Annotated in this window: 19 protein-coding genes; 8 read left to right on the top strand and 11 right to left on the bottom strand. The window is 62.5% G+C overall.

Annotation, left to right across the window (positions count from 1 at the left end; all coding sequences use genetic code 11):
- Positions 1-194: 194 nt before the first annotated feature.
- Positions 195-1,367, top strand: a complete 1,173-nt coding sequence (locus ACRQEC_RS00535) for a hypothetical protein (RefSeq protein ID WP_284889657.1) — start codon at positions 195-197, stop codon at positions 1,365-1,367.
- Between the two features lie 21 nt (positions 1,368-1,388).
- Positions 1,389-1,790, top strand: coding sequence for a hypothetical protein (locus tag ACRQEC_RS00530; protein WP_284889658.1), 402 nt, complete (start codon positions 1,389-1,391; stop codon positions 1,788-1,790).
- Positions 1,791-1,942: 152 nt separating this feature from the next.
- On the opposite strand, the gene ACRQEC_RS00525 is transcribed toward ACRQEC_RS00530, so the two are convergent.
- From ACRQEC_RS00525 to pyrH, 6 genes are all read right to left on the bottom strand, one after another.
- Complete coding sequence (locus ACRQEC_RS00525) at positions 1,943-3,766, bottom strand: proline--tRNA ligase (protein WP_284889751.1); 1,824 nt, start codon at positions 3,764-3,766, stop codon at positions 1,943-1,945.
- A 229-nt stretch (positions 3,767-3,995) separates the two neighbouring features.
- The gene (locus ACRQEC_RS00520; protein ID WP_284889659.1) at positions 3,996-4,859 is read right to left on the bottom strand and encodes a GNAT family N-acetyltransferase; all 864 of its coding nucleotides are present in this window, start codon (positions 4,857-4,859) and stop codon (positions 3,996-3,998) included.
- A 10-nt stretch (positions 4,860-4,869) separates the two neighbouring features.
- Positions 4,870-5,409 carry a DivIVA domain-containing protein gene (locus ACRQEC_RS00515; RefSeq protein ID WP_284889660.1) on the bottom strand — a complete coding sequence of 180 codons (540 nt, stop codon included), beginning with the start codon at positions 5,407-5,409 and terminating at the stop codon, positions 4,870-4,872.
- Between the two features lie 158 nt (positions 5,410-5,567).
- Positions 5,568-6,446: a phosphatidate cytidylyltransferase gene (locus tag ACRQEC_RS00510; protein WP_284889661.1), complete on the bottom strand. Its 879-nt coding sequence runs from the start codon at positions 6,444-6,446 to the stop codon at positions 5,568-5,570.
- A complete protein-coding gene (gene frr / locus ACRQEC_RS00505; protein ID WP_026428541.1) occupies positions 6,446-7,003 on the bottom strand; it encodes a ribosome recycling factor in 558 nt (185 codons plus the stop codon). Before frr ends, ACRQEC_RS00510 begins: the two co-directional genes overlap by 1 nt.
- Before the next feature lie 102 nt (positions 7,004-7,105).
- On the bottom strand, positions 7,106-7,855 hold the full coding sequence (gene pyrH / locus ACRQEC_RS00500) for a UMP kinase (RefSeq protein ID WP_284889662.1): 750 nt from the start codon (positions 7,853-7,855) through the stop codon (positions 7,106-7,108).
- Between the two features lie 64 nt (positions 7,856-7,919).
- Between pyrH and ACRQEC_RS00495 the strand changes: the two genes are divergently transcribed.
- On the top strand, positions 7,920-9,014 hold the full coding sequence (locus ACRQEC_RS00495) for a YeiH family protein (protein ID WP_435733984.1): 1,095 nt from the start codon (positions 7,920-7,922) through the stop codon (positions 9,012-9,014).
- Between the two features lie 166 nt (positions 9,015-9,180).
- Here ACRQEC_RS00495 and ACRQEC_RS00490 read toward each other — a convergent pair whose 3' ends face one another.
- The 5 genes from ACRQEC_RS00490 to rpsB all read right to left on the bottom strand — a co-directional run bounded on the left by ACRQEC_RS00490 (position 9,181) and on the right by rpsB (position 18,461).
- A complete protein-coding gene (locus ACRQEC_RS00490) occupies positions 9,181-10,062 on the bottom strand; it encodes a formate/nitrite transporter family protein (RefSeq protein ID WP_284889664.1) in 882 nt (293 codons plus the stop codon).
- Positions 10,063-10,285: 223 nt separating this feature from the next.
- Positions 10,286-14,308, bottom strand: coding sequence for an SHIRT domain-containing protein (locus ACRQEC_RS00485; protein WP_284889665.1), 4,023 nt, complete (start codon positions 14,306-14,308; stop codon positions 10,286-10,288).
- A 29-nt stretch (positions 14,309-14,337) separates the two neighbouring features.
- A complete protein-coding gene (locus tag ACRQEC_RS00480) occupies positions 14,338-16,092 on the bottom strand; it encodes an SHIRT domain-containing protein (protein ID WP_301574934.1) in 1,755 nt (584 codons plus the stop codon).
- Between the two features lie 603 nt (positions 16,093-16,695).
- Positions 16,696-17,544, bottom strand: coding sequence for a translation elongation factor Ts (gene tsf / locus ACRQEC_RS00475; protein WP_274734039.1), 849 nt, complete (start codon positions 17,542-17,544; stop codon positions 16,696-16,698).
- Between the two features lie 29 nt (positions 17,545-17,573).
- Positions 17,574-18,461 carry a 30S ribosomal protein S2 gene (gene rpsB / locus ACRQEC_RS00470; RefSeq protein WP_284889668.1) on the bottom strand — a complete coding sequence of 296 codons (888 nt, stop codon included), beginning with the start codon at positions 18,459-18,461 and terminating at the stop codon, positions 17,574-17,576.
- A gap of 717 nt (positions 18,462-19,178) precedes the next feature.
- Between rpsB and ACRQEC_RS00465 the strand changes: the two genes are divergently transcribed.
- The 5 genes from ACRQEC_RS00465 to ACRQEC_RS00445 all read left to right on the top strand — a co-directional run bounded on the left by ACRQEC_RS00465 (position 19,179) and on the right by ACRQEC_RS00445 (position 23,609).
- Positions 19,179-20,141 (top strand): ABC transporter ATP-binding protein, encoded by a 963-nt coding sequence (locus tag ACRQEC_RS00465; RefSeq protein ID WP_284889669.1) that lies wholly within the window; start codon positions 19,179-19,181, stop codon positions 20,139-20,141.
- A gap of 14 nt (positions 20,142-20,155) precedes the next feature.
- The gene (locus ACRQEC_RS00460) at positions 20,156-20,884 is read left to right on the top strand and encodes an ABC transporter permease (RefSeq protein WP_284889670.1); all 729 of its coding nucleotides are present in this window, start codon (positions 20,156-20,158) and stop codon (positions 20,882-20,884) included.
- The gene (locus tag ACRQEC_RS00455; RefSeq protein ID WP_284889671.1) at positions 20,884-21,636 is read left to right on the top strand and encodes an ABC transporter permease; all 753 of its coding nucleotides are present in this window, start codon (positions 20,884-20,886) and stop codon (positions 21,634-21,636) included. Before ACRQEC_RS00460 ends, ACRQEC_RS00455 begins: the two co-directional genes overlap by 1 nt.
- Positions 21,633-22,727, top strand: a complete 1,095-nt coding sequence (gene rsgA / locus ACRQEC_RS00450) for a ribosome small subunit-dependent GTPase A (protein ID WP_284889672.1) — start codon at positions 21,633-21,635, stop codon at positions 22,725-22,727. The genes ACRQEC_RS00455 and rsgA overlap by 4 nt, the downstream gene beginning before the upstream one ends.
- Before the next feature lie 255 nt (positions 22,728-22,982).
- The gene (locus ACRQEC_RS00445) at positions 22,983-23,609 is read left to right on the top strand and encodes a M23 family metallopeptidase (protein ID WP_284889673.1); all 627 of its coding nucleotides are present in this window, start codon (positions 22,983-22,985) and stop codon (positions 23,607-23,609) included.
- Positions 23,610-23,682: the final 73 nt, after the last annotated feature.

Raw genomic sequence — 23,682 nt, 5'->3', positions numbered from 1 at the left:
TTGCCGGCGCCCACGGTGCAGGGATGATCGCGATCGCCAACGGTGCAGGTATCACCCGCCGTTGCCAACGGTGGCACGGTGCGCCACGCACCGTCATCAGCGCGCGCACCGTCATCAGCGCGCGCACCGTCTCCAGGGCCGACGGAGATGGCACAATGTAAGCGGTTTTATTCTCGTCAAGAAAGCGGAGAATCATGGCAGCTGCACCCCGGAGCGGAGCGCCCGCTCATCGGCGCACCTCTCAGCCGGTTCGAACCACGGTGCAGCTGGTGGGCACCGCCGTGCTCGCCATTCTCATTATTGGCGCCATTCTTATTGCGATGGGAGCGCGGTGGGAACACGGCGATCCTTCTCCCAAACCCATGGCGACGACGCAAGAACTGCGCCAAGGCCTCGCCGTGGCATCCCAACGGTGCTCCGCGGCCGCCACCGATCTGGCCGCCGAAGCGGGCGGCTACGCCGCGCAGGTGTACCAGGATGTTGCCGAGCACGCGAACGCGTGGGAGAACCAGCTGGGCGGGGTGTGGCAGGCCTGGCCGAGCGGCGCCCCGGCCGGGCACACAAATTCTCCCGAGCCTTCTCCCCTTGCTCCGGATGCTGCTGAATTACTCGCGGAATTATCCAAGATCAGCACGGTGGCAGTGACGGCGGCAGATGCGCTACTGCCTGAAGCGGAAACTCCGGTGAAAGACGGGGCAGATGGTGCGGCAAGTGCAGCAGTAGCTGACGGGGCGGATGGTGCAGCAGGCGGCGTAGCGAAAGGCGCCGTCGCTCGCGAGGAGATCTCCGAGGAAACAGCCGGGGAGCGCGCGCTTTATTTAGCTATTGCGCTGCGGGCAACGTGGGATGCTCAGGCCGTGGCTGAGGCTGCCGGGTTACCTGCCCCGGATCCCTTTGGTGCCGCGGCTGCGGGTGGCCCCAGATACGACGTCGCGCAGCTGGTGCCGGCGGGCGGCGACGAGAAGCTTCTTGCGGCCACGAATACGGCCCGCCAATGGTACGAAGTTGATGCGGCACGCCGCGGCATGGACGGGCACGCCGAGCGTATGGAACGCATCGCGCGCATTGCTGATCTGGAGGAAGCCCTACTTCGGGCCGGTACCCCGGATACCCGAGCCGCCAGCGTTCCCCTCCCGGCTGTTGCGGATGATGAGCTCGCATCCGCCGCTTACGCTACGTTGATCGGTGCGCTGTGGCATAGCCCGGTTCCGGCCACGGAAGCTCTCAATTTTGCGCTTGCCTTGAACGGTGCGGACGGGGCTCACGGTGCCAATGGTGATGCCAGCCAGAGTCTTGGCAGTGAGGCACTCCCAGGGCTTTCGCCACACACGGCAGGCCAATTACGTTATCCCGGCGATAATCAATAACTAATAAGGTACGTTGTTTGTATGCATGCACACAACGCTTCTCTCAGCGATGATTCAGACCGCCCCGGCCTCGACGATCCGTTGCCGCGCTCAAAGGAGGACATCGCCATCGAGCGCCGCATGTCCCGCATTTTAGATCTGCTTGCCGATTATGTTCTGTGGATCCTCTTGTTACTCGCTTTCCACGTCAATAATTCACGGGCACTACTCGAGAAAAAAGTGGGCTATGGCGAGGCACTCGCCTACCAGTGGCCGCGTTTACTGGGCGCCTGCGCCGTCTTTACGGTTTTATTCGTCATCGTCAAGAAATACCGCAAGCCCGGCAGTAAACCGCCCCGTTTCGGGTTCAACCTTGAGACCGTCGCGGATATGGGGACTCTCCTGGCTTTCTGTTTCGCATTGGGAGTGATAGGAGCGTTTTAGCCGAACGTAACCCGGCTATCGGTCGGATCCGGCCTGGCACCCCCGGGCACACAAAATGCGCTTCCAGAACATACATATTTATGTCGCCGGAAGCGCATTTTGTGGTTATCAGTTATCAGAGTCGAGCACACAGCTACCCGGCCCGGGAGCGATTACTTGCCCGCTTGGCCAGCAGCCAGAATCTCCTGCACCCGAGCGGCGGCATCCGCCACCGCCACGTCTTCGGATTCCCCAGTGGCGCGGGTGCGGACTTCCACCGTCCCGTTGGCCAGGCCCCGCCCAACCACCACTGCATAGGGCATACCGAGGAGCTCGTAATCAGCGAATTTCACCCCGGCGCTCACTTTACGGCGGTCATCAAAGAGGACTTCGATACCCGCGGCGGTCAGCTGCGTGGCTAAGTCCTCCGCGGCAGAGAAGACGGCGTCGTCCTTACCGGTGGCAAGGATATGCACCTGCGCGGGCGCGACGCCCACCGGCCAGACCAGGCCCTTCTCATCGTGGTACTGCTCGGCGATCGCGGCGAGGACGCGGGAAACACCCACGCCGTAGGAGCCCATGGTGACCACGCGGGTTTTGCCGTTTTCGTCGAGCACCGTGAGGCCGAGAGCTTCGGCGTATTTGCGTCCCAGCTGGAAAATATGGCCAATTTCGATACCGCGCGCGATATCGAGCGGGCCCGAGCCGTCCGGGGCGTCGTCGCCGGCGCGTACTTCCGCGGCTTCAATGGTGCCATCGGCCTCGAAATCACGCCCGTACACCAGGTTGAATACATGCTTATCCACCGCGTTGCCACCCGCGATCCAGCGCGAGCCACGGGCCACGTGGGGGTCAAGGAGGAGGCGCGCCACGGGCACCGTCGCGCCGTCGCCGGTCGCTGCACCGTCATCGGCACCGTCGGCAAGGGCGCCGCCGCGGGCTTGCGGGCCAACCGCGCCGGGGCCGGTATAACCCGGCACGATTCCCGGGTACTTCTCCATATCCTCAGGAGAAGCAAGCTCCACTTCGGCCGGAGCCAAGCTGGCTTCCACACGCTTCATATCGACTTCGCGGTCCCCGGGAAGAGCGATGACCACCACTTCCTTCTCCCCATCAGGATGGGTGAGAGTCACGATAACCGACTTGAGGGTATCGGCCGCATTCCAGGGGCGGTCCGAGCGGGGATGTACCTGGTTCGCCATCTCAACCAGGTCAGCAATGGTTTTCGCCCCGGGAGTATCCACCAGCTCGGGTGCCGGAACGTCGGAGAAGTCCTGCTCCGAGAGCGGCGGCGTCGTAACCGCTTCGGTATTCGCGGCGTAACCACCCGCGGACCGGACAAAAGTATCCTCCCCAATAGCGGTGGGGAACAGGAACTCTTCCGAACGCGAGCCACCCATCGCACCGGACATGGCGGAGACAATCGCGTAAGGCAGGCCCAGACGCTCGAAAATACGCTGGTAGGCCGCACGCATCGTATTGTAGGAAGCGTCCAGCCCCGCCTCGTCCATATCAAAGGAATAAGCATCCTTCATGACGAATTCACGCCCGCGGATCACGCCGGCGCGAGGACGGGCCTCATCGCGGTACTTCGTTTGGATCTGGTAGAGCGTGAGGGGTAGATCCTTGTAGGAAGAATAAAGATCCTTGACGAGGAGCGTGAACATTTCCTCGTGCGTGGGGGCGAGCAACATGTCGTTGCCTTTGCGGTCCGCCAGCTTGAAAAGAGTGGGACCGTATTCGCTCCAGCGGTTTGTGGCCTCGTAGGGTTCGCGCGGGAGGAGCGCCGGGAAAAGTACTTCCTGAGCCCCGGATGCATCCATTTCTTCGCGGACAACCTGTTCCACTTTCCGCAGCACCCGCAGGCCCAGCGGCAGCCAGGTGTAAATACCGGGAGCCACGCGCCGCACGTACCCGCCGCGGACTAGGAGCTTATGACTGGCGACCTCGGCGTCGGCCGGGTCTTCGCGCAAGGTGCGCACAAAAAGACTAGACATTCTCAGCACGCCCGCCATTCTACCCGCTTGCCGGGAACGGCGCGGCAGTGGTGGTGGACGGGGCGACGGCGCGGCACGGTGCATACGAGGCGCGGCACTGGTGGTGGACGGGGCGGCGGCGCGGCACGGTGCATACGAGGCGCAGCACCGGTGGAGGGACGGCGCAACACGGCGCAACAAGGCGCATACGGCGCAGCACGGTGCCCGGAGCGAATACGGTGCCCCGCCGCTAGAGGAGGACCGTCGCCCACTCCCCCGCGCGGCTGAAGCCGACATGCTGGTAGAGCCGCACCGCGGCGGCATTGTAGTCATTGACGTAGAGGGAGACGGTGGGCGCATGGCGGGCACGCACCTGATCGACGACGCTGGCCATCGCTCGGGTTGCGATCCCGTGCCCGCGCAGGTCAGGAGCGGTCCATACTCCTTGGATCTGCGCCACTCCCCCGGCCAGCGCACCAATATCCGCCTTGAATTCCACCCGCGGGGCGCCGGTGGCGGGGTCGATGCCCATGCGCACGAAGGTGCGGCCGGCGCGGATGAGCTCGCGAACCCGGCGCGCGTAGGTGGGCCCGTACACGGTGGGGTCGTATCCGACTTCCTCGGTGAACATAGCTACTGCCGCCGGGAAAACAGCGCCAAATTCCCAGGGTTCGGCCGGGCGCACCTGCGGATCGGGCACCACCGGAGAGGCGTGGGTCAGGGAGAGAGAATATTGGCGCGCGCGAACCTCGCGGGCGGGGCTCCAGGAGCGCTCCAGGTGCTCCCACAGCCCAAGAACCTGATCGGCCGGTCCGAGGATGGAGCAGGCTACCCGATGCCGGGACAGAATATCGTCGCCTAGTTCGCGCAGCCCCGCCGCCGAAAAGCCGAGGGGAATAATATTTCCACCATCCCAGGCGAGGGCTTCAATATCGCGGCGGTGCATCGCCGCCAGCGCCGAAGAGGTTCCCACGCCCATGCGTTCTACATTGACGCGAGCGAGCACAGAATTGATCGGGTCGCGGGCTAAAAATTCCAGGGCGCGGGATTTATCCGCGCCCGTGAGACGGCGCAGCGAGGATGCGGCTCGATGCGGCCAAATGGAGCGTTTCATCGCGGTGCGTTTACTCCACCGCAAGCAAGACGCTGACAGCCCGCTCGAGGAACACGTCCACGACGGCCTCATCATAAGCATTTTTTCCGCGTGATTCCGGGAAAATAGCATCCCGTACCACTTCGGAGGTTACGGTTTCTTCACCGTCGAAATATCGGGCGAGGCGGTCGAGAAGTTCATCAACGTCCGTTTTGCGGTATCCCCAGCCTTCAGCGTCGGCAAAACGCTGCCCGGCCGGGCGTAGCAGGCGCGGATAGAGACTTCTGGCATCCTGGTAGGCGAGGTTGAGCCAGGCCTGTTCCCCGCGCGCCCCGATGGTATTTGCGCGCTTGAGGTGAATAAAAGCGGCTTCGAGGCGGTCGAGGGCGGCATCCACACGGGCCGGATCGTATCCGCCGCGCTGGCGGGAAAAGCCGACACGCCGCACATCTGTCTCGTCCATATCGCCAGTTCCCCGCGAATATGCGTCTTTCGCGCGGGCGAGGAAATCATCGACCTGCTCGGTATTGTATCCGCGCGTGAGCGGACCCACTCGCTTAAACGTGCTCACAACTCACCTCACTTGTCTGTGCCAGCACCGCGGTGCCGACATGCCGACCTTCCCTCTTTAATGTGCCGCACTCATTTTGCCATATGCGCCCGCCACGCGCCGCTCTCGCTCACAGCGCAGCACCGACCGCTACTACGGTTGGAAATGTAGAGCGTCTTTCAGAGCACCCCTTGCGCCGCAGCGAAGAAGAGGTAGCAAAATGGCGCCCAGAGCAAGATGGAATCGATGCGATCCAGCATGCCACCGTGCCCGGGGAAAATTGCTCCCATGTCCTTGACACCCAGCCAGCGCTTGAGGCGTGATTCAAGCAGATCACCGGCGGTGCAGCACACCACCGCCGCCAGCCCGATCACCAACGCCCACCACACACTGTGCCCCAGGGCCACCGTGGCAAGAAGCAGCGCCACCACCAGGCAGGCCAGCACCGAGCCGGCCAGCCCCTCCCAAGTTTTTTTCGGGGAAATGCGCGGGGCGAGCGGATGGCGCCCGAAAAGTACCCCGGCGGCCCAGCCACCCGTGTCATTGGCAACGGGCAGGAGGATGAGCGCTGCCACCATCCACGCTGGGGAATCAAGCTGGCACAGCGCCACCGCAAAACTCCCCAGCACGCTAATCCACAGGGAAACGAAAACCGCGCAGGCGGCGTCGCTCACCTGTGCCTGCGCCCGGTCGCGTATCCCCAGCCACACGGCGCAGGCCACCACCGTGGCCCCGAAACCCAGCATGGCAGCGCCGAGTCCGCGCCACCAGGCAAGTGCCAGTATCGCGATATTCCCGACCAACAGCATCGTGAGCGGCAACCGAATACGGCGCGCGAGAAACGCGCCCGCGGCCTCCCATACAGCGAAGCTGAGCGCCACCACCACGAGCACCACAAAGAGCTCGATGCGCCAGAGAACACTGAGGGCCACCAGCGCCAGCAGGATGAGCGCGGTGGGGACGGCGGCTTTGAGATTACGGCCGGCCCGCGAGGAGGTGGGGCGCGGCGGTTGCGGGGGACGCGGAGCGAGCAGGCTCCGCAACGAGGGGCGCGGCATTAGATTTCGAGCAGGTCCTTTTCCTTGCCTTCGAGGAGCTTATCGATCTGCTCCACGAAGCTCTTCGTCAGCTTTTCCAGTTCGTCTTCGGCGCGCTTGACTTCATCTTCCCCGGCCTCGCCATCTTTTTGAATAGCTTCGAGGGTATCCTTCGCCTTGCGACGCACCGCACGGATGGACACGCGCCCATCTTCAGCGCGGGTACGAGCCAGCTTGACGTAGTCCTTGCGGCGTTCCTCGGTCAGGGCCGGGAGGTTCACGCGCAGCACATTGCCGTCATCGGAAGGATTGACGCCCAGGTCAGATTCGCGCAGCGCCTTGTCGATGCCCTGCTTGGCGCCCGGATCGAAGGGCGTGATCATCACGGTGCGCGGTTCGGGGATGGTGATGGTGGCCAGCTGCTGGAGCGGCGTGAGGGTGCCGTAGTAGTCCACCAGAATCGGGTTGAACATTCCGGCGCTGGCCCGCCCGGAGCGGATATGCGAAAATTCTTCGCTGGTTGCTTCAATAGTTTTGCCCATCTTTTCGCGGGCTTCGCGCAAAGCTTCTTCAATCATGTTTTTTCCTTCGCAGTTTCGTTCACGGCGCGTAGCTACGTGGTACGACGACGCAGCAGCTTCCACGCGCCCGATGTGACATATCTTACCGGCTTAGCGGGGCTATGCGCCCTGAGCGGAGACCACCGTTCCAATATTCTCACCGCGCAGCGCGGCGGTAACATTACCCGGCTCGGTCATCCCGAAAACCCGCATCGGCAGGGAGTTATTCCGCGCCAGGGCAAAGGCGGCGCCGTCGGCCACCTGGAGGTTGTGGGAAAGCACCGTATCGTAGCTAATGGAGCTGAGCTTTTCCGCTTCCGGATGGGTACGCGGATCGGCGGTATAGACTCCGTCTACCCCGTTCTTGCCCATGAGGAGCTCATCGCAGCGCAGTTCCAGGGCGCGCTGGGCGGACACGGTATCGGTCGAGAAGTAGGGCATGCCGGCCCCGGCGCCGAAAATAACCACCCGGCCTTTCTGGAGGTGGCGGATGGCGCGCAGGGGAATATAGGGTTCGGCAATCTGGGTCATCTGGATCGCGGTTTGCACGCGGCACTGGGTGCCGGCCTGCTCAATGAAATCCTGGAGCGCAATTGCGTTCATGACGGTGCCGAGCATCCCCATATAGTCCGCTCGGGCCCGGTCCATTCCGGACTGCTGCAATTCAGCTCCGCGGAAGAAGTTTCCTCCGCCTACAACGATGGCCACTTGAATTCCCGAAGCCGCCGCTTCGGCAATTTCCCCGGCGACGCGCTGGAGCACCGTGGCATCGACACCGACGCTACCCGCCCCAAAAGTTTCTCCAGATAGTTTTAGAAGAACTCGGCGGACTCCATCCGAGCTCGCGTCATGTTCCAGTAGTGTCACCATTGCCTCCCGTCGCTCAGTTCATCGGGCTTAACCATACCAGCGCGCGCTGAGGCATAATATCCGGGTGTCTAATAAAAATACGTCTTTCGACGCCGCCACGTGGGCGGCGTCCTTGCGCGCCCTCACGCCGGGCGTGCTGCTCGCCGCTCTCATCGCGGTGGCATCCTGGGGCTTGAGTAAGTTGATGCCCCTGCTCTCTGCCATGCTCTTCGCCATCGTACTGGGCATGCTGGTGCGTAACCTGGGACTTATTCCCCGCTCGGCCAACCGCGGTCTCACCTTCACGTCCAAGCGGGTGCTGCGCACCGGAGTGGTGCTCCTGGGGCTGCGCCTGTCCATCCCCGCGATTTTGGGACTGGGTTGGGGCACTCTCATCACCATCATCACCTGCGTGACCGCAACGATGCTCATTTCGGTGCCCCTAAGTAAGCTCCTGCGGGTGCCCTATGCCTCGGCTATTCTCACCGCCGTGGGCACCTCGATATGCGGGGCTTCCGCGGTGGCGGGAACTTCCGCCGTGGTGCGGGTGCGTAACGAAGATGAGCGTGATACCGCCGCGGCAACCGCCATTGCCTGCGTCACGCTCTTCGGTACCCTCACCCTGGTGGCACTCCCCTGGCTCGCCCACCTGCTGGATTTGAGCGCCAATCAGGCTGCCGTGTGGATGGGCGCCACTATTCACGAGGTCGGCCAGGTGGTGGCTGCCGCGAATATTTACGGTGGGGTGGCCGATACCGCGACCGCCGCTAAGCTCGGGCGCGTGGTCTGCCTGGCCGCCGTCATCGCCGTGGTGGGGCTACTGGAGCGCGCCGCTAAGCAACGTGAGGCCCGCGCCGCGGGGCTGGACGGGGCGGAGCTTGATGCCCACGGGCATACCCGTAGCTCCGCTCCCCTCATCCCGCTGTTTGTGCTCGGCTTCCTTATCGCGGTGGGGATCGCCTCCGTGCTGGAAAACCAGGCTTGGGCGGCCAGCGCCTTGCAGATTCTTGGTAATGACGTTGCTAACTGGCTCCTCATCGCCGCCATGGGCGCCATGGGTGCCGGTGTCCACCTCAAGACGATCATGCATACGGGGGCACGCACCGTGCTCTTCGGTTTCCTTCTCACCTTGGTGATTGTGGGGATCGGGCTGGCCTGCGTGGCCGTTTTCGTGGTGTAGCAGCCGCGTGAGATACACGAAAGCGGGGGCCTCCACTTAGGAGAGCCCCCGCTTTCTTTGCCCCGTACCCGGTGCGATGGCTATGCGCCGTCCCGCCAGGAATGATCGTGTGCCCGCACCTGGGGATGCTTGCCCGTACCCGGGGCGATGGCGGTAGCGCCGTGGATTACTTGAGCGGTGCGTCGTAAACGTCGGCTGCGTCGTCGTCACGCAGATACGCAACCCAGAAGTAGGTGGCGAGGATGAAACCGCCGCCCACGATATTGCCGAGAATCACCACACCGATATTGAGGGCGACGGCGCCCGGCGTGAACGCGGCGTAGTCGGCGAGCCCATGGCCGGAGGCGAGCACCGCTTCGGAATTCCAGAAGGCGTCCCCGCCCCAGTACTTGCACATGAGGCCGAGCGGGAGCAGGAACATATTGGCGATGGAGTGCTCGAAGCCGGCGGCAACGAAGAGCGGGATGGGGCACAGGCAGGCGAGAATCTTATCCGCCGTGGACCGCCCCGATTGCGCGATCCACACGCCGGCGCACACCGCGATATTCGCGAGCACACCCAGGAGGAAGGATTCCGGGATAGAATGCGCGGCCTTGCTCGCCGCCGTATGGAGGGCAACCTCGCCCCATGCCCCGCCGTTAGAGAGCGCCTGGCCGGCCCCGAAGACGAGCAGCGCCAAGAACAGTGCCCCGACTAGGTTGCCGGCCAGTGAGGTGCCCCAGTGGGCGAAGAAGCGCCGTGGGCGCACCCGCTTGTGATAGAGCGGCATGACCGTCATCGTGGTTGAGGTGAAGAGGTCCGAGCCGGTCAGCACCACCAGGATGAGACCGACGGAGAAGCACAGGCCTCCCAGGACTTTCGCCGGGCCGAGCGGCCCGTCAGCCAGGCCCTGTTGCGACGTGATGTAGAAAATGTATCCCATGCCAATGAAGGCACCGCCGGAGAGCGCCATCACGAAGGATCGCGTCAGCGGTTTCTTAGTTTTCTTGTATGCCGCGCGGGCGTTTTCAACCGCGAGGGTATGCGGATCAGGAATGGTTATGCTCACCTCTTACTCCTTTGTCAGTTCAGCGCCCCTCATCTTATGTGAAAGTGCCCGCTGGGAGCTATAGATATTTACGGGCAGATAGCGACGGGGCACGGTGCGGACGGCGGGTTCTACGGTGCACGTAGTGCGGTGGGCACGGTGCACACGGTGGTACGACGACGGAGCCGCGCGCCCCGTCCTTAGCGGACGGAGCGCGCGGCTCAGTTATTTCACCACTGCCTGTTTAGCGACGCTCACGACGTCGATAAACCATGGCACCAGCACCCAGGAGCAGCGAGAGGAGGGCTGCGCCAATGGCGCCGCCAGCCCCGCTCCCCGTATGCACGAGGCGCTGCGAGTGCCCAGCTGTTGGCGTGGGCCTTTGCTCCGCCGTAGGCACCGGCGCCGGATTGGATGGCTGCCCAGCCGTTGGCGTCTGCTCCGGTGTCGGAATAAGACTCGGCTCCCGGGTAGGCTCGAGGCTCGGCGTTCCAGGCACCGACGGCGTGACACTCGGGTGCGGATCAGGACGCGACGTCGGCTGCTTGCTCGGTTCTGGCTGCGGATCCGGTTGGGGATCCGGCTCCGGGCATGGACCCGGCCCTGGATCGGGCTGCGGCGCCGGCCCCGGTTCAGGTTGTGGACCAGGTTCCGGTTGCGGACCCGGTGCGGGCGGCTGCGGTCCAGGCTCCGGCTCCGGACCTGGCTCCACCGCGCATTCCTTGATTTCCGCAGCGCTCATTGGCCGTGACTGCGTCTCGGTACTCGGCGTCGCTGTTTCGTCGTAGCTCAAGGTAGCCGCATTCCAGGTGTACGTGTACGTGGTCTTAGTGCGGGATTGCGCCACCTGGTGGGTCTCGCAGGATTTCTCCCTATCAACCCACTCGGTGAACGTCGGGTCCTTGGTAGGCACCGTCGTACAGGCCCTCACTTCCTCCGGCGTCTTCTCCCGCTCCTGAGTCTCCGTTTCAGTAGTACCGCGCTTATCCCACTCCAAGGTGGTGGTATTCCAGAAAACCGTATACATGGTCTTCAAGCGAGTCTGCGTCACGGTATTTTTCTCGCAGGTAACCTGCTCATCCTGCCATTCACCGTAGCTTCCCATAACGGCCGGCTGCGGATAGAGAGTCAGACCCCAGGTGCCGAGGAAATGAACGTCGGCATCGGTAATGGTGTCGTTCGCGCGGTCCCAGCCGATGAAGGACCAGACTTCCCCGGGAGTATCCGAGTATTTCGCTTTATCGAAGGTATCGGTTGGGGTGACAAGCGTTCCCTTCGGGAAACCCTGACCGTTCTCACCGAGGTTATCGGCGGGAGTGCGCGCTGCTAGCGCTGCGGGCAGCGCTTTGTTAGCGCCGTCAGCCGCTCGGAATTCGTGGGTTACCTTGAAGAGCTGCTGCTGCCACACCCAGGTACCGGTGAATTCCTGATCGGCCCCAGTGATTTTCTTGGTGGGAGCATCCCAGCCTTGGAAAGTCCACTGGCCGTTACCATCGGGCACTGCCGTGAAGCCTGCCGCATCCGCCGGTTTCACCGTCTCGCCCTCCGTATAGCCAGCACCGTTCTTGGTGTCGATGGCGGGCGTCTGTTTCTTAACGCCCTCGGGGAGCTCCTTGCCGGCTGTACCGCTCACGAATGTGGAGGTCACGCCATAGGCGGGAGCGTAGCCCGCGTAGGCCGTGAGCTCATGCGGTTCCACAATCTGCGTGATAGGGGCGGCCGGCTGCGACGGTGCGGGCTCAGAGCGCACCGTCTCGCTGCCAAATACTCGGCTTGCGACCGTGCACGGGTTCTTATGCCCCTTGGCGTCGGTCACGGAGTTAGTGGCGGCGCCGTCGGTAAAGGCCTGCGCGAAATCGTATCCCTTATCATTCGCCTGCCCGCCCACAATCTCGGTGGGAGTGACGGTGGAGCAATACCACCCCACGAATGTGTAGGTGCCGAGCTCAGCGGTGCGGCCCAAACTGTCGCTAATGGTGCGCTTCTCCTCACGAACCGGGTTCGCACCCTGGTACGGAGTCATTTGGGCGGGACGAGCCGCCGGGTGCTCCTGAAGGAGCTTTGTCGAGGAGTAGATTGTATAGGGCTGTACTGCCTCAACGTTCTGCGCTTGGGCATCGAAATGCCCTTCATTGGGGTGGTACCACATCGTGGCGCGCTGCCCGAGGACCACGGTGCCCTCGTCAGAGAGCACGTAATCCCAAGCGCCCGCACCTGTATGGTCACCGAATTCCGCGGCAGGCTGGCGGTTATCGCGAGTCACGTAGTGGACCATATTCGCGTCATCTGCGCCGGGTGCGTAGCCGTCCGCGCCCTTGGCCACCGTATAGCCGATGTAGCGCTGCGCCGGCTCGTTTTGCCCGGCGTAGGGCGTTTCACTGGCATTCTTGACATTCTCGCTGAGGGAAATATTGAGCTGGTTGGTCAGCTTGCCGGTTAGGAGCACCGCGGATTGCCCATCGATCACCCGCACGTCGCCGGCATCTAGGCGCGCCTTGGGCGTGATGATCACGTCCTTATTGGCGTACACGTTCAAACCCGGGTACTCCCCGATCCGGGCACCGTCCACCTCAATGCTCGAGGGATGATCCTGGTGCACTGACCAGTCGCCCTTCTTGTTGCTACCCAGACTCATATCGTCAAGTTTCAGGTAACCGTCATTGAAAATGCCCGCGCCAATTGCCGAATAGACAAAACCGCCAGAGAGTTTTGAGGGCCCCGTCCCGCCGGTAATGGTGGTTGATCCCTGGTTGTAGATAAGACCGCCGCGGCCCGAGCGCCCGGAGCTGAGCGTCGCTCCTTCCAGCGCTACCGTATTTCCCGGACCCACGAAGAGCGCGCCGCCCACTTGCGTCGCGGGTCCCCAGACCAAGGTTCCGGCATTGGAAATCGTGGAATCAACAACGCGAAGATTGACCGCGGATTCTTCACCGATCCTGGTAGAAAGGGAAATCGCACCGCCGTTGGAATCAGCGTGCACATCGCGAATGGTGGATCCTTGGATCACCGCGGTGGCGCTCGATCCGGTTTCGAAGGTGATAGCGCCGCCGAAGGTGGCCAGCCCCTTCCCGTTGCCGCTGCCGTGCCCCGTCAGTTGCGAATTGGTGAGTTCGAAACTTCCGGTGCCGACAATATCAATGAAACCGCCGGCGAAGGTCACCTTGGAACTATCGCTGGCCACGAAGCGCGAATTATTGATTTTCAGCGCCGAGTTCTGGCTCGTAAACGCACCGCCGGAAATTCCGTAGGCATCCCCGCGCCCCGTGAAGGTGAAATCACTGTTATCCACGGTGACTTTCGCGTTGAAGGCACGGAGGAACCCGCCAGTATTGAAGGGTGCGCCGACGTTGATGGTGCTGCCGGTGATACGCGCCGTCGTCCCGTCCCCCGCATAAATCGCACCGCCTTGGTATCCACCGGTGGAAACCCGGGCGACGTGGTTATCAATGAAGGAGGTGCGCTCAGCCACCAGCGTGGCCGCACCGTCCATGAAGATGGCGCCGCCGTTCCCTTCGTTGCCGCGCACTCCCGCACCGTCCTGCGAATGGTCCTTCGTCTGGTTAGTACGGAGCACAGAATCGCTGATATTCACCGTGGAGCGCGGCCCGGTGGCGTAAATCGCCCCGCCGTTAGGCGTCTGGCTAATTTTCTTGCTCTGTGTATCACCAGGAAGACTCCCAAAGGCGGGATCCTTCTTCGTCTCATCCGCGACCCGCATATCGTAGGTGGCCTGCGACCAGATACTCGAATTATTTTCGATGACCGAATCATTGGTCACATTCAGGGCAGCATCAAGAACGTAGACGGCCCCACCTTCGAAATTACGGGTTCCTGCGGTTGTGCCGTTCTTGACCGCCACCTTATCGAGGGTGGCGGCGGAGCCGGCACCGAGCCACAGCCCGCGCCGTTTACCCGCGCCGTCAAGGGTTACATCGGAGAAGGTCACCTGCCCGCCAGCGGTGCGGAACATATTGTAATGATCGTCTCCGCCCGGGGTGGCACTTGGCTCCCCTGCCGTAATGGTATGACCCTGGCCCTCAACGCTCACATCCGCGTTGCTTGGGATCTCAATTTCTCCGGTGAGTGTGATGTCTGCGCTCAGACTCACGCTCTGCCCGGCAGTGATGGCGCTACGGAGCTCCTGCTCCGTCCCCACCGTTGTCGCCGCAAAAGCCGGGGATATCAGAGCATTCGTTGAAACGCCAAGGAGAGCCGCGGCTACTACCGCAACAATTTTCTTGCCCACGTTGTTATTCCTATCTTTCAACTTGCGTTTCTTGCGTCGTTCGACTGTTTTTAGTGAGAACGACGGCGCAAGCCGAGAATCCCAACTCCGGCAAGCATAAGGACTCCGGCAGCGAACGCGAACGGGGTCGCGGACTGCCCGGTCTTCGACAGTTCTTGCACTACCGGCGCGGGCTTAGCCGTAGGTGCGGCCGTTGGGGAGATCGTGGGAGCAGTCGTGGGTGCAACGGGCGCTGGCACCGTGGGCTGCGGCGCGGAGGTTGGTGCCGGCTCCGGTGTTGGAGCAACCGTCGGGGTTTGTGACGGCTCCGTCGATGGACGGGGCGAGGGCTCCGTGGTGGGGGTATCCGTCGGCTCGACCGTCGGATCAACCGTTGGCTCACATGTCGGGTCAGGTTCCGGCTCCGTTGTGGGCTCCGGTTCCGGTTCGGGCTCCGGATCTGGCCCCGGTTCAGGCTCCGGCTTGGGCGGCAGCGGTGTTTCCACAACCGTCTTCGTCCAGGTGCCCGTGAAGCTCAGGTCCGCGCCATCAACAACCGCGCTCGTGGGTTCCCAGCCATCAAACTTCCACGTTGTCACCACATCCGCACTCTCGGTGCGAGTGGTACTCGTGAACTCTGTTTGTGCCGGAGTTGGTGGTGTGACTGTCGAGCCCTGGGTAACCTGCTCCGAATTAGGCAGGGTGGCCATCACCTCGTCGGGAAGAGCAGAGCCGTCAGCCGCCACATATTTGTACGTGGCGTTGAAGACCGCATCGGGATTCACCGCGTATTTCCAGTAACCAACGAAGTTGAGGTTGCTTCCGGCCATAGTTGCCTCAGCGGGTTCCCATGCGTCAAACGTCCAGGTTCCTTGGCCGTCAGCAACGCTTGTCTGCTCCAGTGCGGGCGGGGTCACCTGTACGCCGTCGCGCAACTTAGTCACGCGCTCCGGTACGAGTTTGGTGACGCTCTCGGGGAGCTGACGCTCGGGATCCCGACTGGCGAAGGTAAAACTGGCATCATGGGTAGCAACCATCGTCAAGGTCACCGGATCCGACGTGTCGTTGAAACGCAGCGGCATCCCTACGTAGAAGTAGTCCATTGCCATGGTGCCGCGGACGGTGGGCTCCACCATGGAGAAGGTCTTGCCGGCCTCAAACTTCGATTGCGGCACGTAGAAGGCGTGCGCTGGGGTGGTAAGAACAAGCTTGGCGGGCTGGTATTCCGGCTTGTCGAGGTCCGCGCCCGTCACCTTGCTGCCATCCGCGTGGTGCAGTCCAAAGTGAGCGGTGAACTTGCCGGTGGCGGCATCGTACGCTGCGGTTTCGCAGCGCATGATCTCACCGAACTTGGAAGGAGCGTTCTGCTTATCCATTTCGGACTGCACGGCCTCGCAGCTCACGAAATCGGGATTTGAGAAGACCACTGCGGGATCGACAGTGAAGGAAATATCCCACTCCCCGCTGAAGGTCTTGGCAGCGTAGCGCGCCTGGTCATTGGCGTTTCTCCACAGCCACACCGACTTGAAGAAACTGTAGAGCTGCCAAACCTTCGTCATATCGAGGGTGCCGCGGTAGGCGATTTGGTAGGCATCGGTGGCGGTATCGCCCTTGGAGGAGTCGTAGAGGAACTCGCTCTCGCTGGTAATCTGCCCCTCATTATCGATGGCGTAGGCGTCGCTACCTACGTTAATCGGAACATCAGTTGGATCAGCGGAGGCAGGGACGGTGCTAAATCCGATGAGCCCTACAGCAAGGAGAATAGTTAGAACAGCACGGATGGGCTTGGACGAATGACGTCCCCCCCCCCCGCGAGATTTGTGCAACCATGGCGAATATTTCCTTCGGTTTATAAATGCTGAAATACATTCCCGGTTGCATATTATTCTCAAAGAATATTCATGTCTATAGCTTAAATGTCCGACATTTAGCACCTAGGTCCTGAGCTGGCACATCGCATATTTCAACCAGCGTGCAAAATTATTTAGGTTCCGAATCCACTGAAGTCCACACTCCTTAAAGCTCGGCACGGTGCTGACGGCGGGGCATACGGTGCAGGATACGGCGCTCTGGGGCGGCGGGCCAGTTCGCGGCACATCCTGGTGATCGATATGCGCCTACGGTGCACACGGTGGGCTGGCCCCGCCCCGCGGCACGCGGGGCGCCGTCGTCGTACTAACGGCGCGCATCGCTGCGCGCACACATCGCACCGGTAATCGCGCCGCGCCTGCACGCAAGGGACCGGCGCCCATCAATCGCGCCGCGTCTGCATACGCATATAGCCCGCACCTGCACGCAAGGCACCGGTGCTACATACAACGGAGGGCGGGATGCACTCTCGTACATCCCGCCCTCCGGCGTCTATCGTTCACGCAACCGAAAGCTAGGCTCCCGGCAACCGGAAACTACATCCCGGTGCGCGCATGAACTTACTCAGCGTGCGAACCAACACGCAGGCGCTTGAAACCGGTCACCTTGCCGCCGGTCTGGGACACGATGGTCTTGACCGGGGTCTTCGGCTCGCGGGCGTAGCCCTGCTCCTCAAGAACGACCTGCTTGTAGAAGCCGTGCATGCGGCCTTCCACGATCTTCGGCACGGCCTTTTCCGGCTTGCCTTCGGCGATGGTCGTTTCGGTGGCGATGCGCTTCTCAGTTTCCACCACGTCGGCCGGAACGTCCTCAATGGAGAGGTACTTCGGGTCGAGCGCGGCGATGTGCACAGCGACGTCGTGCGCAACTTCGGCAGCCTTGGCATCGGTGGCAACCAGCACGCCCACCTGCGGGGGCAGGTCGGGGTTGGTGCGGTGCATATAAGCTTCCACGTGCTCGCCCTCGAGGACTTCCACGTGGGAGACTTCCATCTTTTCGCCGATGACGGCGGTCATGGCGGTGATGCGATCCGCAACGGTGCCGTCGCCCAGCTTGGCGGCGAGCAGCGCTTCCACGCTATCGGCGCCGGAATCCACGGCGGCGGTGAGGATCTCATCGGCCATACCGATGAACTTCTCATTCTTGGCCACGAAGTCGGTTTCGGCGTTGATCTCCACGAGAATGCCACGCTGGCCGGCAGCGGTATCGGATACGTGCGAGGCAACCAGACCGTTCGCAGCGGTGCGGTCCGAACGCTTAGCGGCGGACTTCATGCCCTTGACACGCAGGATCTCTTCGGCCTTGGCGGAATCCCCCTGGGCTTCGTCGAGAGCCTTCTTGGCGTCCATCATGCCGGCGCCGGTCTTGTCACGCAGCGCCTTCACGTCGGCGGCTGTGTAATTAGCCATGCTTCACTCCTCACTTGTAGCGCTCAGGCTTAGGCCTGGGCGTCAGCTTCTTCGGACTTGTTTTCTTCGGATTCGGTGGCTTCGGCTTCCGCCTGGGCGGCCTCGGCTTCTGCTTCCGCAGCGGGAGCGGCTTCTTCAGCCTTGGGGGCTTCTTCGGTAGCTTCCCCGGCCGCGAGAACTTCGCGTTCCCATTCGGGCATCGCATCTTCGGTGGCGTTCTTGCCGGCGCCGCGGGCCAGGAGGCCTTCGGCTACCGCATCACCGATGACGCGGGTGAGCAGCCCGACAGCGCCAATGGCGTCGTCGTTACCCGGGATCGGGTAGGCCACTTCGTCCGGATCGCAGTTGGTGTCCAGGATGGCAACCACCGGAATGTTGAGCTTGTTCGCTTCTGAGACTGCGAGGTGTTCCTTGTTGGTGTCCACAACCCACACGGCGGAGGGCAGACGGTGCATATCGCGCAGGCCGCCGAGGGTCTTCTCCAGCTTGTCCTTTTCGCGGGACAGCATGAGGAGTTCCTTCTTGGTCAGGCCCGAGCCGGCGACATCTTCGAAGTCCATCTGCTCGAGTTCCTTGAGGCGCTCAATACGCTTGGCGACGGTCTGGAAGTTGGTGAGCATGCCGCCCAGCCAACGTTCGTTCACGTAGGGCATCCCGGTGCGTTCGGCCTGTTCCTTCACGGCTTCCTGCGCCTGCTTCTTGGTGCCCACAAAGAGGATATTTCCGCCGTGCGCCACGGTTTCCTTGACGAAATCGTAGGTGCGGTCGATATCGGCGACCGTCTTGCGCAGGTCAATAATGTAAATCGAGTTACGATCCGTGAGGATGTAACGCTTCATCTTCGGGTTCCAACGGCGGGTCTGATGCCCGAAGTGCACACCAGCTTCCAGCAGCTGGCTCATGGTGACGACAGCCATGCGGCGTCCTTTCTCAGGCGCCATCGGGGCGATGGCGCGGTATCGGTTCTTGCACGACGGCGGAATTGCCGCCGCGCCCTGGTGCCCACGAACCGCGGTTCCCCATATGCGCCACCCACTGGGAAGCCCATGCCGGGACCGATCCGCGACCCTTCTATGCGGGCACGCGTATTACGACCGGAGATAACCGGCCGCCTGTACATATTACCCCACCCGGAAAAACGGGGAACGGCGGGCAGATGTGATTTTCGCGGGAATATTGCGGTTAGGGCGTATGTGCAGACGGGGGGCCAGCGACTACACGGTGCGGGCCAGCGACTACACGGTGCGGACCAGCGACTACACGGTGCGGGACCGTCAGAGCGAGCACCGCTCGCAAACGCGCACCCGCTACGTCTCAAGATGCGGCTGAGGTTGTACAGCGTTGCCACATGACTATAGGATGACACGCATAGTTACTAACACTGCAATCTAGGAGCGACCTGCCCTATGAGAGTCCTTGAATCCAATACCTATCGCATCAAGGAAATTCTCTTTATATAAAAATGCGAGAAAGCTGTATTCTCGCACGCGTTTAGCGATGATGCGCGCCCGGAGCCTATGTCTATCTTTCTCAAGCCTCCGGGTGAGTACACCTATGTACTTTCCTAAATGGCGCGTGCGAGAGGGGTTCATGCTGCCCTGAATACGGCAAGTGGATTGATAAGGACAAGGATTTTGATAGATCCTCATATTCCCGTCCTTGATGTCGCCCATGTGCGGCGCGTTTTCGGGAAAGAAAAATTTGTTGCAGTTGAAGATGTGTCCCTCCAGGTCCAGGCAGGCCAGGTGCATGCCCTACTCGGTCCGAACGGGGCTGGGAAAACCACAACGGTGCGGATGTGCGCCACCTTGCTGGCTCCCACGTCGGGACAGGTGCGGATCGCGGGGATTGACGCGGTGCGCCATCCGGAGAAGGCACGCTCGCGCCTGGGTCTGGTGCTAGGCGGCGACCTCGGGTTTTATCCCCGGGCTACGGCGCGCGATAATCTCCTCTATTTCGCTGACCTGCAAGGGGTGGCGAGCGGGCAGCGGCGCGGCGTCGTCGCTGATGTTCTTGAGCGTGTCAAGCTCACCGATTCTGCCGGGTCTAAGGTGGGCCAGTTTTCGCGCGGGATGCGCCAGCGTCTCCACCTGGCGCGCGCCTTATTGGGCGCCCCGCCACTCCTCCTTCTTGACGAACCGACCACGGGGCTGGACCCCGACGTCGCGCTGACGGTGCGCGATATTATCCGCGACGTTGCCGCAGGCGGCACCGCAGTGCTCCTCACCTCGCATTCCATGCCGGAGGTCGAAGAGCTGGCGGATATCATCACCGTCATCGGCGCAGGAAAAATCGCGGTGCGCGGCAGCGTTCGCGATATTGCGGACTATGCCGGGGTTGGTGCAACCACAACGTTCACGCTGGGTGCGCGCAAGGCAGATATTTTCGCGAGCCTCGAAACTGAGTTCCCGGACGCAGTGGTGCAGCGCCGTCCGCGCGCGGGCAATTGGGCGGTCACGATCTATTGGGATGCGTGCGCCGGTGCGCGGGCCGAACGCTTGGTGGCGCTGCTCGGGCACGAGCCGGAGGACCTGGTGACCCGCCCGGCCTCGCTGGAGGAAACGTATCTCGCGCTGGCAGATGGGTTGGCGCGGTGATCCGGCAGTTACGTATGAGCGCTTTTCATGTGCGCCAATTTGTGTCGGTCCCCTATTTCATCCAGCTCATGGTGACGACGACGCTCGCCACCGCACTGGTGCAATTCCTAAGTTTCCGAGCTTTCGGGACTATGAGCGCGACGCAGGGGTGGGTGCGTGCCGGGATTATCGGCATGTGGACCACGGCCACCTGCGCCGCCGGAATTATTGGTTTCGAGCGCTATAAGGGCACCCTCGTCTACCTGGTGAGCGCGCCGATTGGTGCGCTATGGAGCGTAGCCGCGGTGGTGGCATCGGCCGGCTCCTTCGGCCTGGCGGCATTCCCGGTGGCCTGGACGACGTGGGCCCTGTGCTCCGCCTCAGTTACCTTTACTGCACCGTCCTGGGGATTTGCGTGCGGCGTCCTTCTGCTATGGATGGGGTGCCTGAGCGTGTCCTTCGTCATCGCCGCACTTTTCGTGCTCACCCCGAACGCGATTAGTTACGAAGGTCTGCTTCTGGTTCCGATGTTTTTGGCGTCCGGGATTCTTTTTACGACGACGGCGCCACCTGCGTGGCTGGCCTATCTCTCCCTCTTCGTACCCCTCTCGATGCCCACCTCCCTACTCTTCGGAGAGGTTATTACCTGGAGTGACGTGGCGATCTGGGCGGTCGTGCTGGGTACGTGGCTCGCGGTGGCGGGAGTGGCGGGTAGCGCGGCGCTGCGCCGTGCTACCCGCTCCGGGACTTTGGAGGTGATGTGATGCTGACGCGTTATCGTTCGATTATTCGGGTCTCCTGGGCTTCCTCGGTAACCTTTGCGACGGTGGGGACAGCGGTAACCACCCTCCTGGTGCTTCCGCTCCTCGACGTGCTTTTTGACGTGGTGCTCGGCAATGATGTGGGAACCCCGGACCTGGTGCGCACCGGCTATGCCGCGGCGCTGGTTGCTTTGGCCACGTCAGTGGCTTCCGGAGTGGTCAGCGCGGTGGCAACCGACCGGGCGCTGGGGATCTTCCAGGAAGTTCACCTGCGCCGTCGTTTCGACGTGGTGTACTGGGTGGCGGTAACTACCGTTCCATGTTTCTTGGCGGTCTCCACCGGTATTGCGGCCATCGGCGCTGTCTTCCTCCTCTCCCCTGACAAAGATGCGCTGCTGCTGGGGCGCGTAGCGCTCTTAGCGGTGGCTGCTTTGGTATGCGGGGTGCTGCTCGGAGTGGCGGCGGCCGGGATTGGGGTGGATCTTCCCGACCCGTATCTGGGGGCGACGCTACTCGCGACATTCCTGCCGGTGTTCACCGGGGTGATTGTGCCTCTCGAGTACTATCCGCCCGTGCTGGCAGCACTAGCGAATGCCGTCCCACTCTCGGGAACCATTGCTGGTATCGCTGAGACGGCCGGGTGGCTGGTAGTCCGCGATATTGCAGTCGCGGCGACCTGGGCGGGTGTTGGTGTGATAGCGACCCGCCATGCGGTGGCCCGACTACGTTCGGGTATACGGAGGGATGTTGTATGAGTTTTCTGGGTTTTGATGAACGTTGGGCAGCCTACCTGAAAGTCGCGGAAATGAACCTTGGCGGCGGCGCGCGAGTGCACGGCGGGCGGATTGCCGCGGTACATCGCGGCGCCGTTGAGGTGCTTCTCGTTGATGAGACCGGTGCGCCCGACGGGGCTGCGCATGGTGCGCCGGACGGGGCGCCGGTGCGTATTGACCTCGATATTCCGGGCCACTGCCAAGATAGTGAATCCTGGCCGCCGGTGGTGGGTGACTGGGTAGGCGTGGATGATGCCGGGCATATTCTCGACATTTTGCCGCGCCGTACCTACCTCACCCGCCCGTCGGTGGGCCGAGCCGCTCTCGAGCAACCTATCTGCGCGAATATTGATGTGGTTCTCATTGTGGAACCCGTGGTGCCAGCAGCCAGTCGCGGGCGTATCGAACGTTTCGTGGCCCTGGCCCACGCGAGCGGGGCCCGCCCCTGGCTGGTGCTCACGAAGGCGGACCTAGCAAACCCGGCAGATCTCCAGGAGCTGGGTGAAGGGTGCGAAGAAGTGCTTGCGCTTGATGCACGCTCAGCTGCGGACGTGGCGCGACTCGTTGAGCTCCTCTCCGGCACGGTCGTGGTGGTGGGGCGCTCCGGCGCGGGGAAATCCACCCTCACCAATACCTTGCTCGGAGCCACCCAGACGGTGGGAACGGTGCGCGAAAGCGATCATAAGGGTCGGCACACCACCACCGGGCGCCAGCTGGTTTGCGGAGAACACTTCGCGGTCATCGACACTCCCGGGGTGCGCGCTTTAGGCGCCACGATGGACACGGAGGCGATTGCGGATACCTTCGCGGATATTCGCGCCTTAGCTACTTCGTGCCATTTCGCGAATTGTAGCCACGGAAGTGAGCCGGGGTGCGCGGTGCGCGACGCATGTGCGAGCGGGGCTTTGGATGCGGACCGGCTGGAGCGCTATCTGCGGATGATGGCGGAGGCGGAGCGGTTACGTTCCCGCAGCAATGCACGAACGGCGCGGAGCCAGGACCGCCACGCTTCGAAAGAGAATACCCGCGGGCGGCGTGAAACGATGCGCCTGAAAGGTAAAAACCGCGGATAACAGCGCAAAACCCGAGTGAACGCCCAGATATAAGCCAGAACTATCCACAGGATGCTGGGACGCATCGACTATCCACAGCCTGCGGTTGCCCTCTGGCGGGCGAGTCTTGTCCAGGGCATGCTCAGCCCTATGAAGACTCTCAGGATTTTTGCGACTCAATTCCCCGGTGCGCGCTGTGGCCCGAGCACCAGCACTCACACCGGCACCCGTGCTCGGGCCACAATCCGCTCCCGCTCCCGTGCGGGGCGCATAATCGTGGCACGCTGCCTGGCTGCGGCAGGCGCGGCTCTTACCCTGGTGGCGAGCCTTATTTCAGAATCGGCATCTGGCACGGTGGCGGCGTCGTCGGATAACACCCCCGAGCAGGCCGCGACCTCGACAACGGATAGCGAGCCGGAAACACCGCTTACGTCCACCCCTATGGCGGAAGCCAGCAATGTCACTCATACGAAGGCTACGCAACCCCGCGCCACTGGCTTCCGTTCCCCCACCGGTAGCGCGCCGGTGGTGACCCGGCCCTTTGATCCGCCCGAGCACAATTGGCTGCCCGGGCATCGCGGTGTCGATGTAGAGCTTCCAGCGGGGAGTCCGGTGCTGGCTGCTGGCTCGGGCACCGTGGTGTATGCCGGGATGCTCGCGGACAGGCCGGTGATTTCTATTGAACACGCCAATGGCCTGCGCACCACCTATGAACCCGTGGAGCCGAGCGTGCACCGCGGGGATACCGTAAGCGCCGGGACCGTGATTGGGACGTTGCTGGCCGGTCATGAGGATGGCGGGCGCTTCCCCGGGGATGTTTTGCACTGGGGCGCACGGCGCGGGAAAACCTATATTGACCCGCTCTCACTCCTCTACCGGCGTGAGATCCGCCTGTACCCGTGATAACCGTGACGCTTCAGTGATACTTCTACGGTGCTTTAGGGATGCTTCTGTGGTGCTTCAGGGATGCTTCTGG

Origin of the sequence: Actinotignum saccati (assembly GCF_051265055.1) — a bacterium.
Classification (GTDB): domain Bacteria; phylum Actinomycetota; class Actinomycetes; order Actinomycetales; family Actinomycetaceae; genus Actinotignum.
Note: the sequence above shows the minus strand (reverse complement) of the source record. Positions and strands in the feature narration are given on the sequence as shown.

Coding starts and splice junctions, on each gene's coding strand:
- ACRQEC_RS00460 (WP_284889670.1), top strand. CDS start 20,156: ATGAGCGCTTTTCATGTGCGCCAATTTGTGTCGGTCCCCTATTTCATC.
- ACRQEC_RS00535 (WP_284889657.1), top strand. CDS start 195: ATGGCAGCTGCACCCCGGAGCGGAGCGCCCGCTCATCGGCGCACCTCT.
- ACRQEC_RS00510 (WP_284889661.1), bottom strand. CDS start 6,446: ATGCCGCGCCCCTCGTTGCGGAGCCTGCTCGCTCCGCGTCCCCCGCAA.
- ACRQEC_RS00455 (WP_284889671.1), top strand. CDS start 20,884: ATGCTGACGCGTTATCGTTCGATTATTCGGGTCTCCTGGGCTTCCTCG.
- pyrH (WP_284889662.1), bottom strand. CDS start 7,855: ATGGTGACACTACTGGAACATGACGCGAGCTCGGATGGAGTCCGCCGA.
- ACRQEC_RS00520 (WP_284889659.1), bottom strand. CDS start 4,859: ATGAAACGCTCCATTTGGCCGCATCGAGCCGCATCCTCGCTGCGCCGT.
- tsf (WP_274734039.1), bottom strand. CDS start 17,544: ATGGCTAATTACACAGCCGCCGACGTGAAGGCGCTGCGTGACAAGACC.
- ACRQEC_RS00530 (WP_284889658.1), top strand. CDS start 1,389: ATGCATGCACACAACGCTTCTCTCAGCGATGATTCAGACCGCCCCGGC.
- rsgA (WP_284889672.1), top strand. CDS start 21,633: ATGAGTTTTCTGGGTTTTGATGAACGTTGGGCAGCCTACCTGAAAGTC.
- ACRQEC_RS00525 (WP_284889751.1), bottom strand. CDS start 3,766: ATGTCTAGTCTTTTTGTGCGCACCTTGCGCGAAGACCCGGCCGACGCC.
- rpsB (WP_284889668.1), bottom strand. CDS start 18,461: ATGGCTGTCGTCACCATGAGCCAGCTGCTGGAAGCTGGTGTGCACTTC.
- frr (WP_026428541.1), bottom strand. CDS start 7,003: ATGATTGAAGAAGCTTTGCGCGAAGCCCGCGAAAAGATGGGCAAAACT.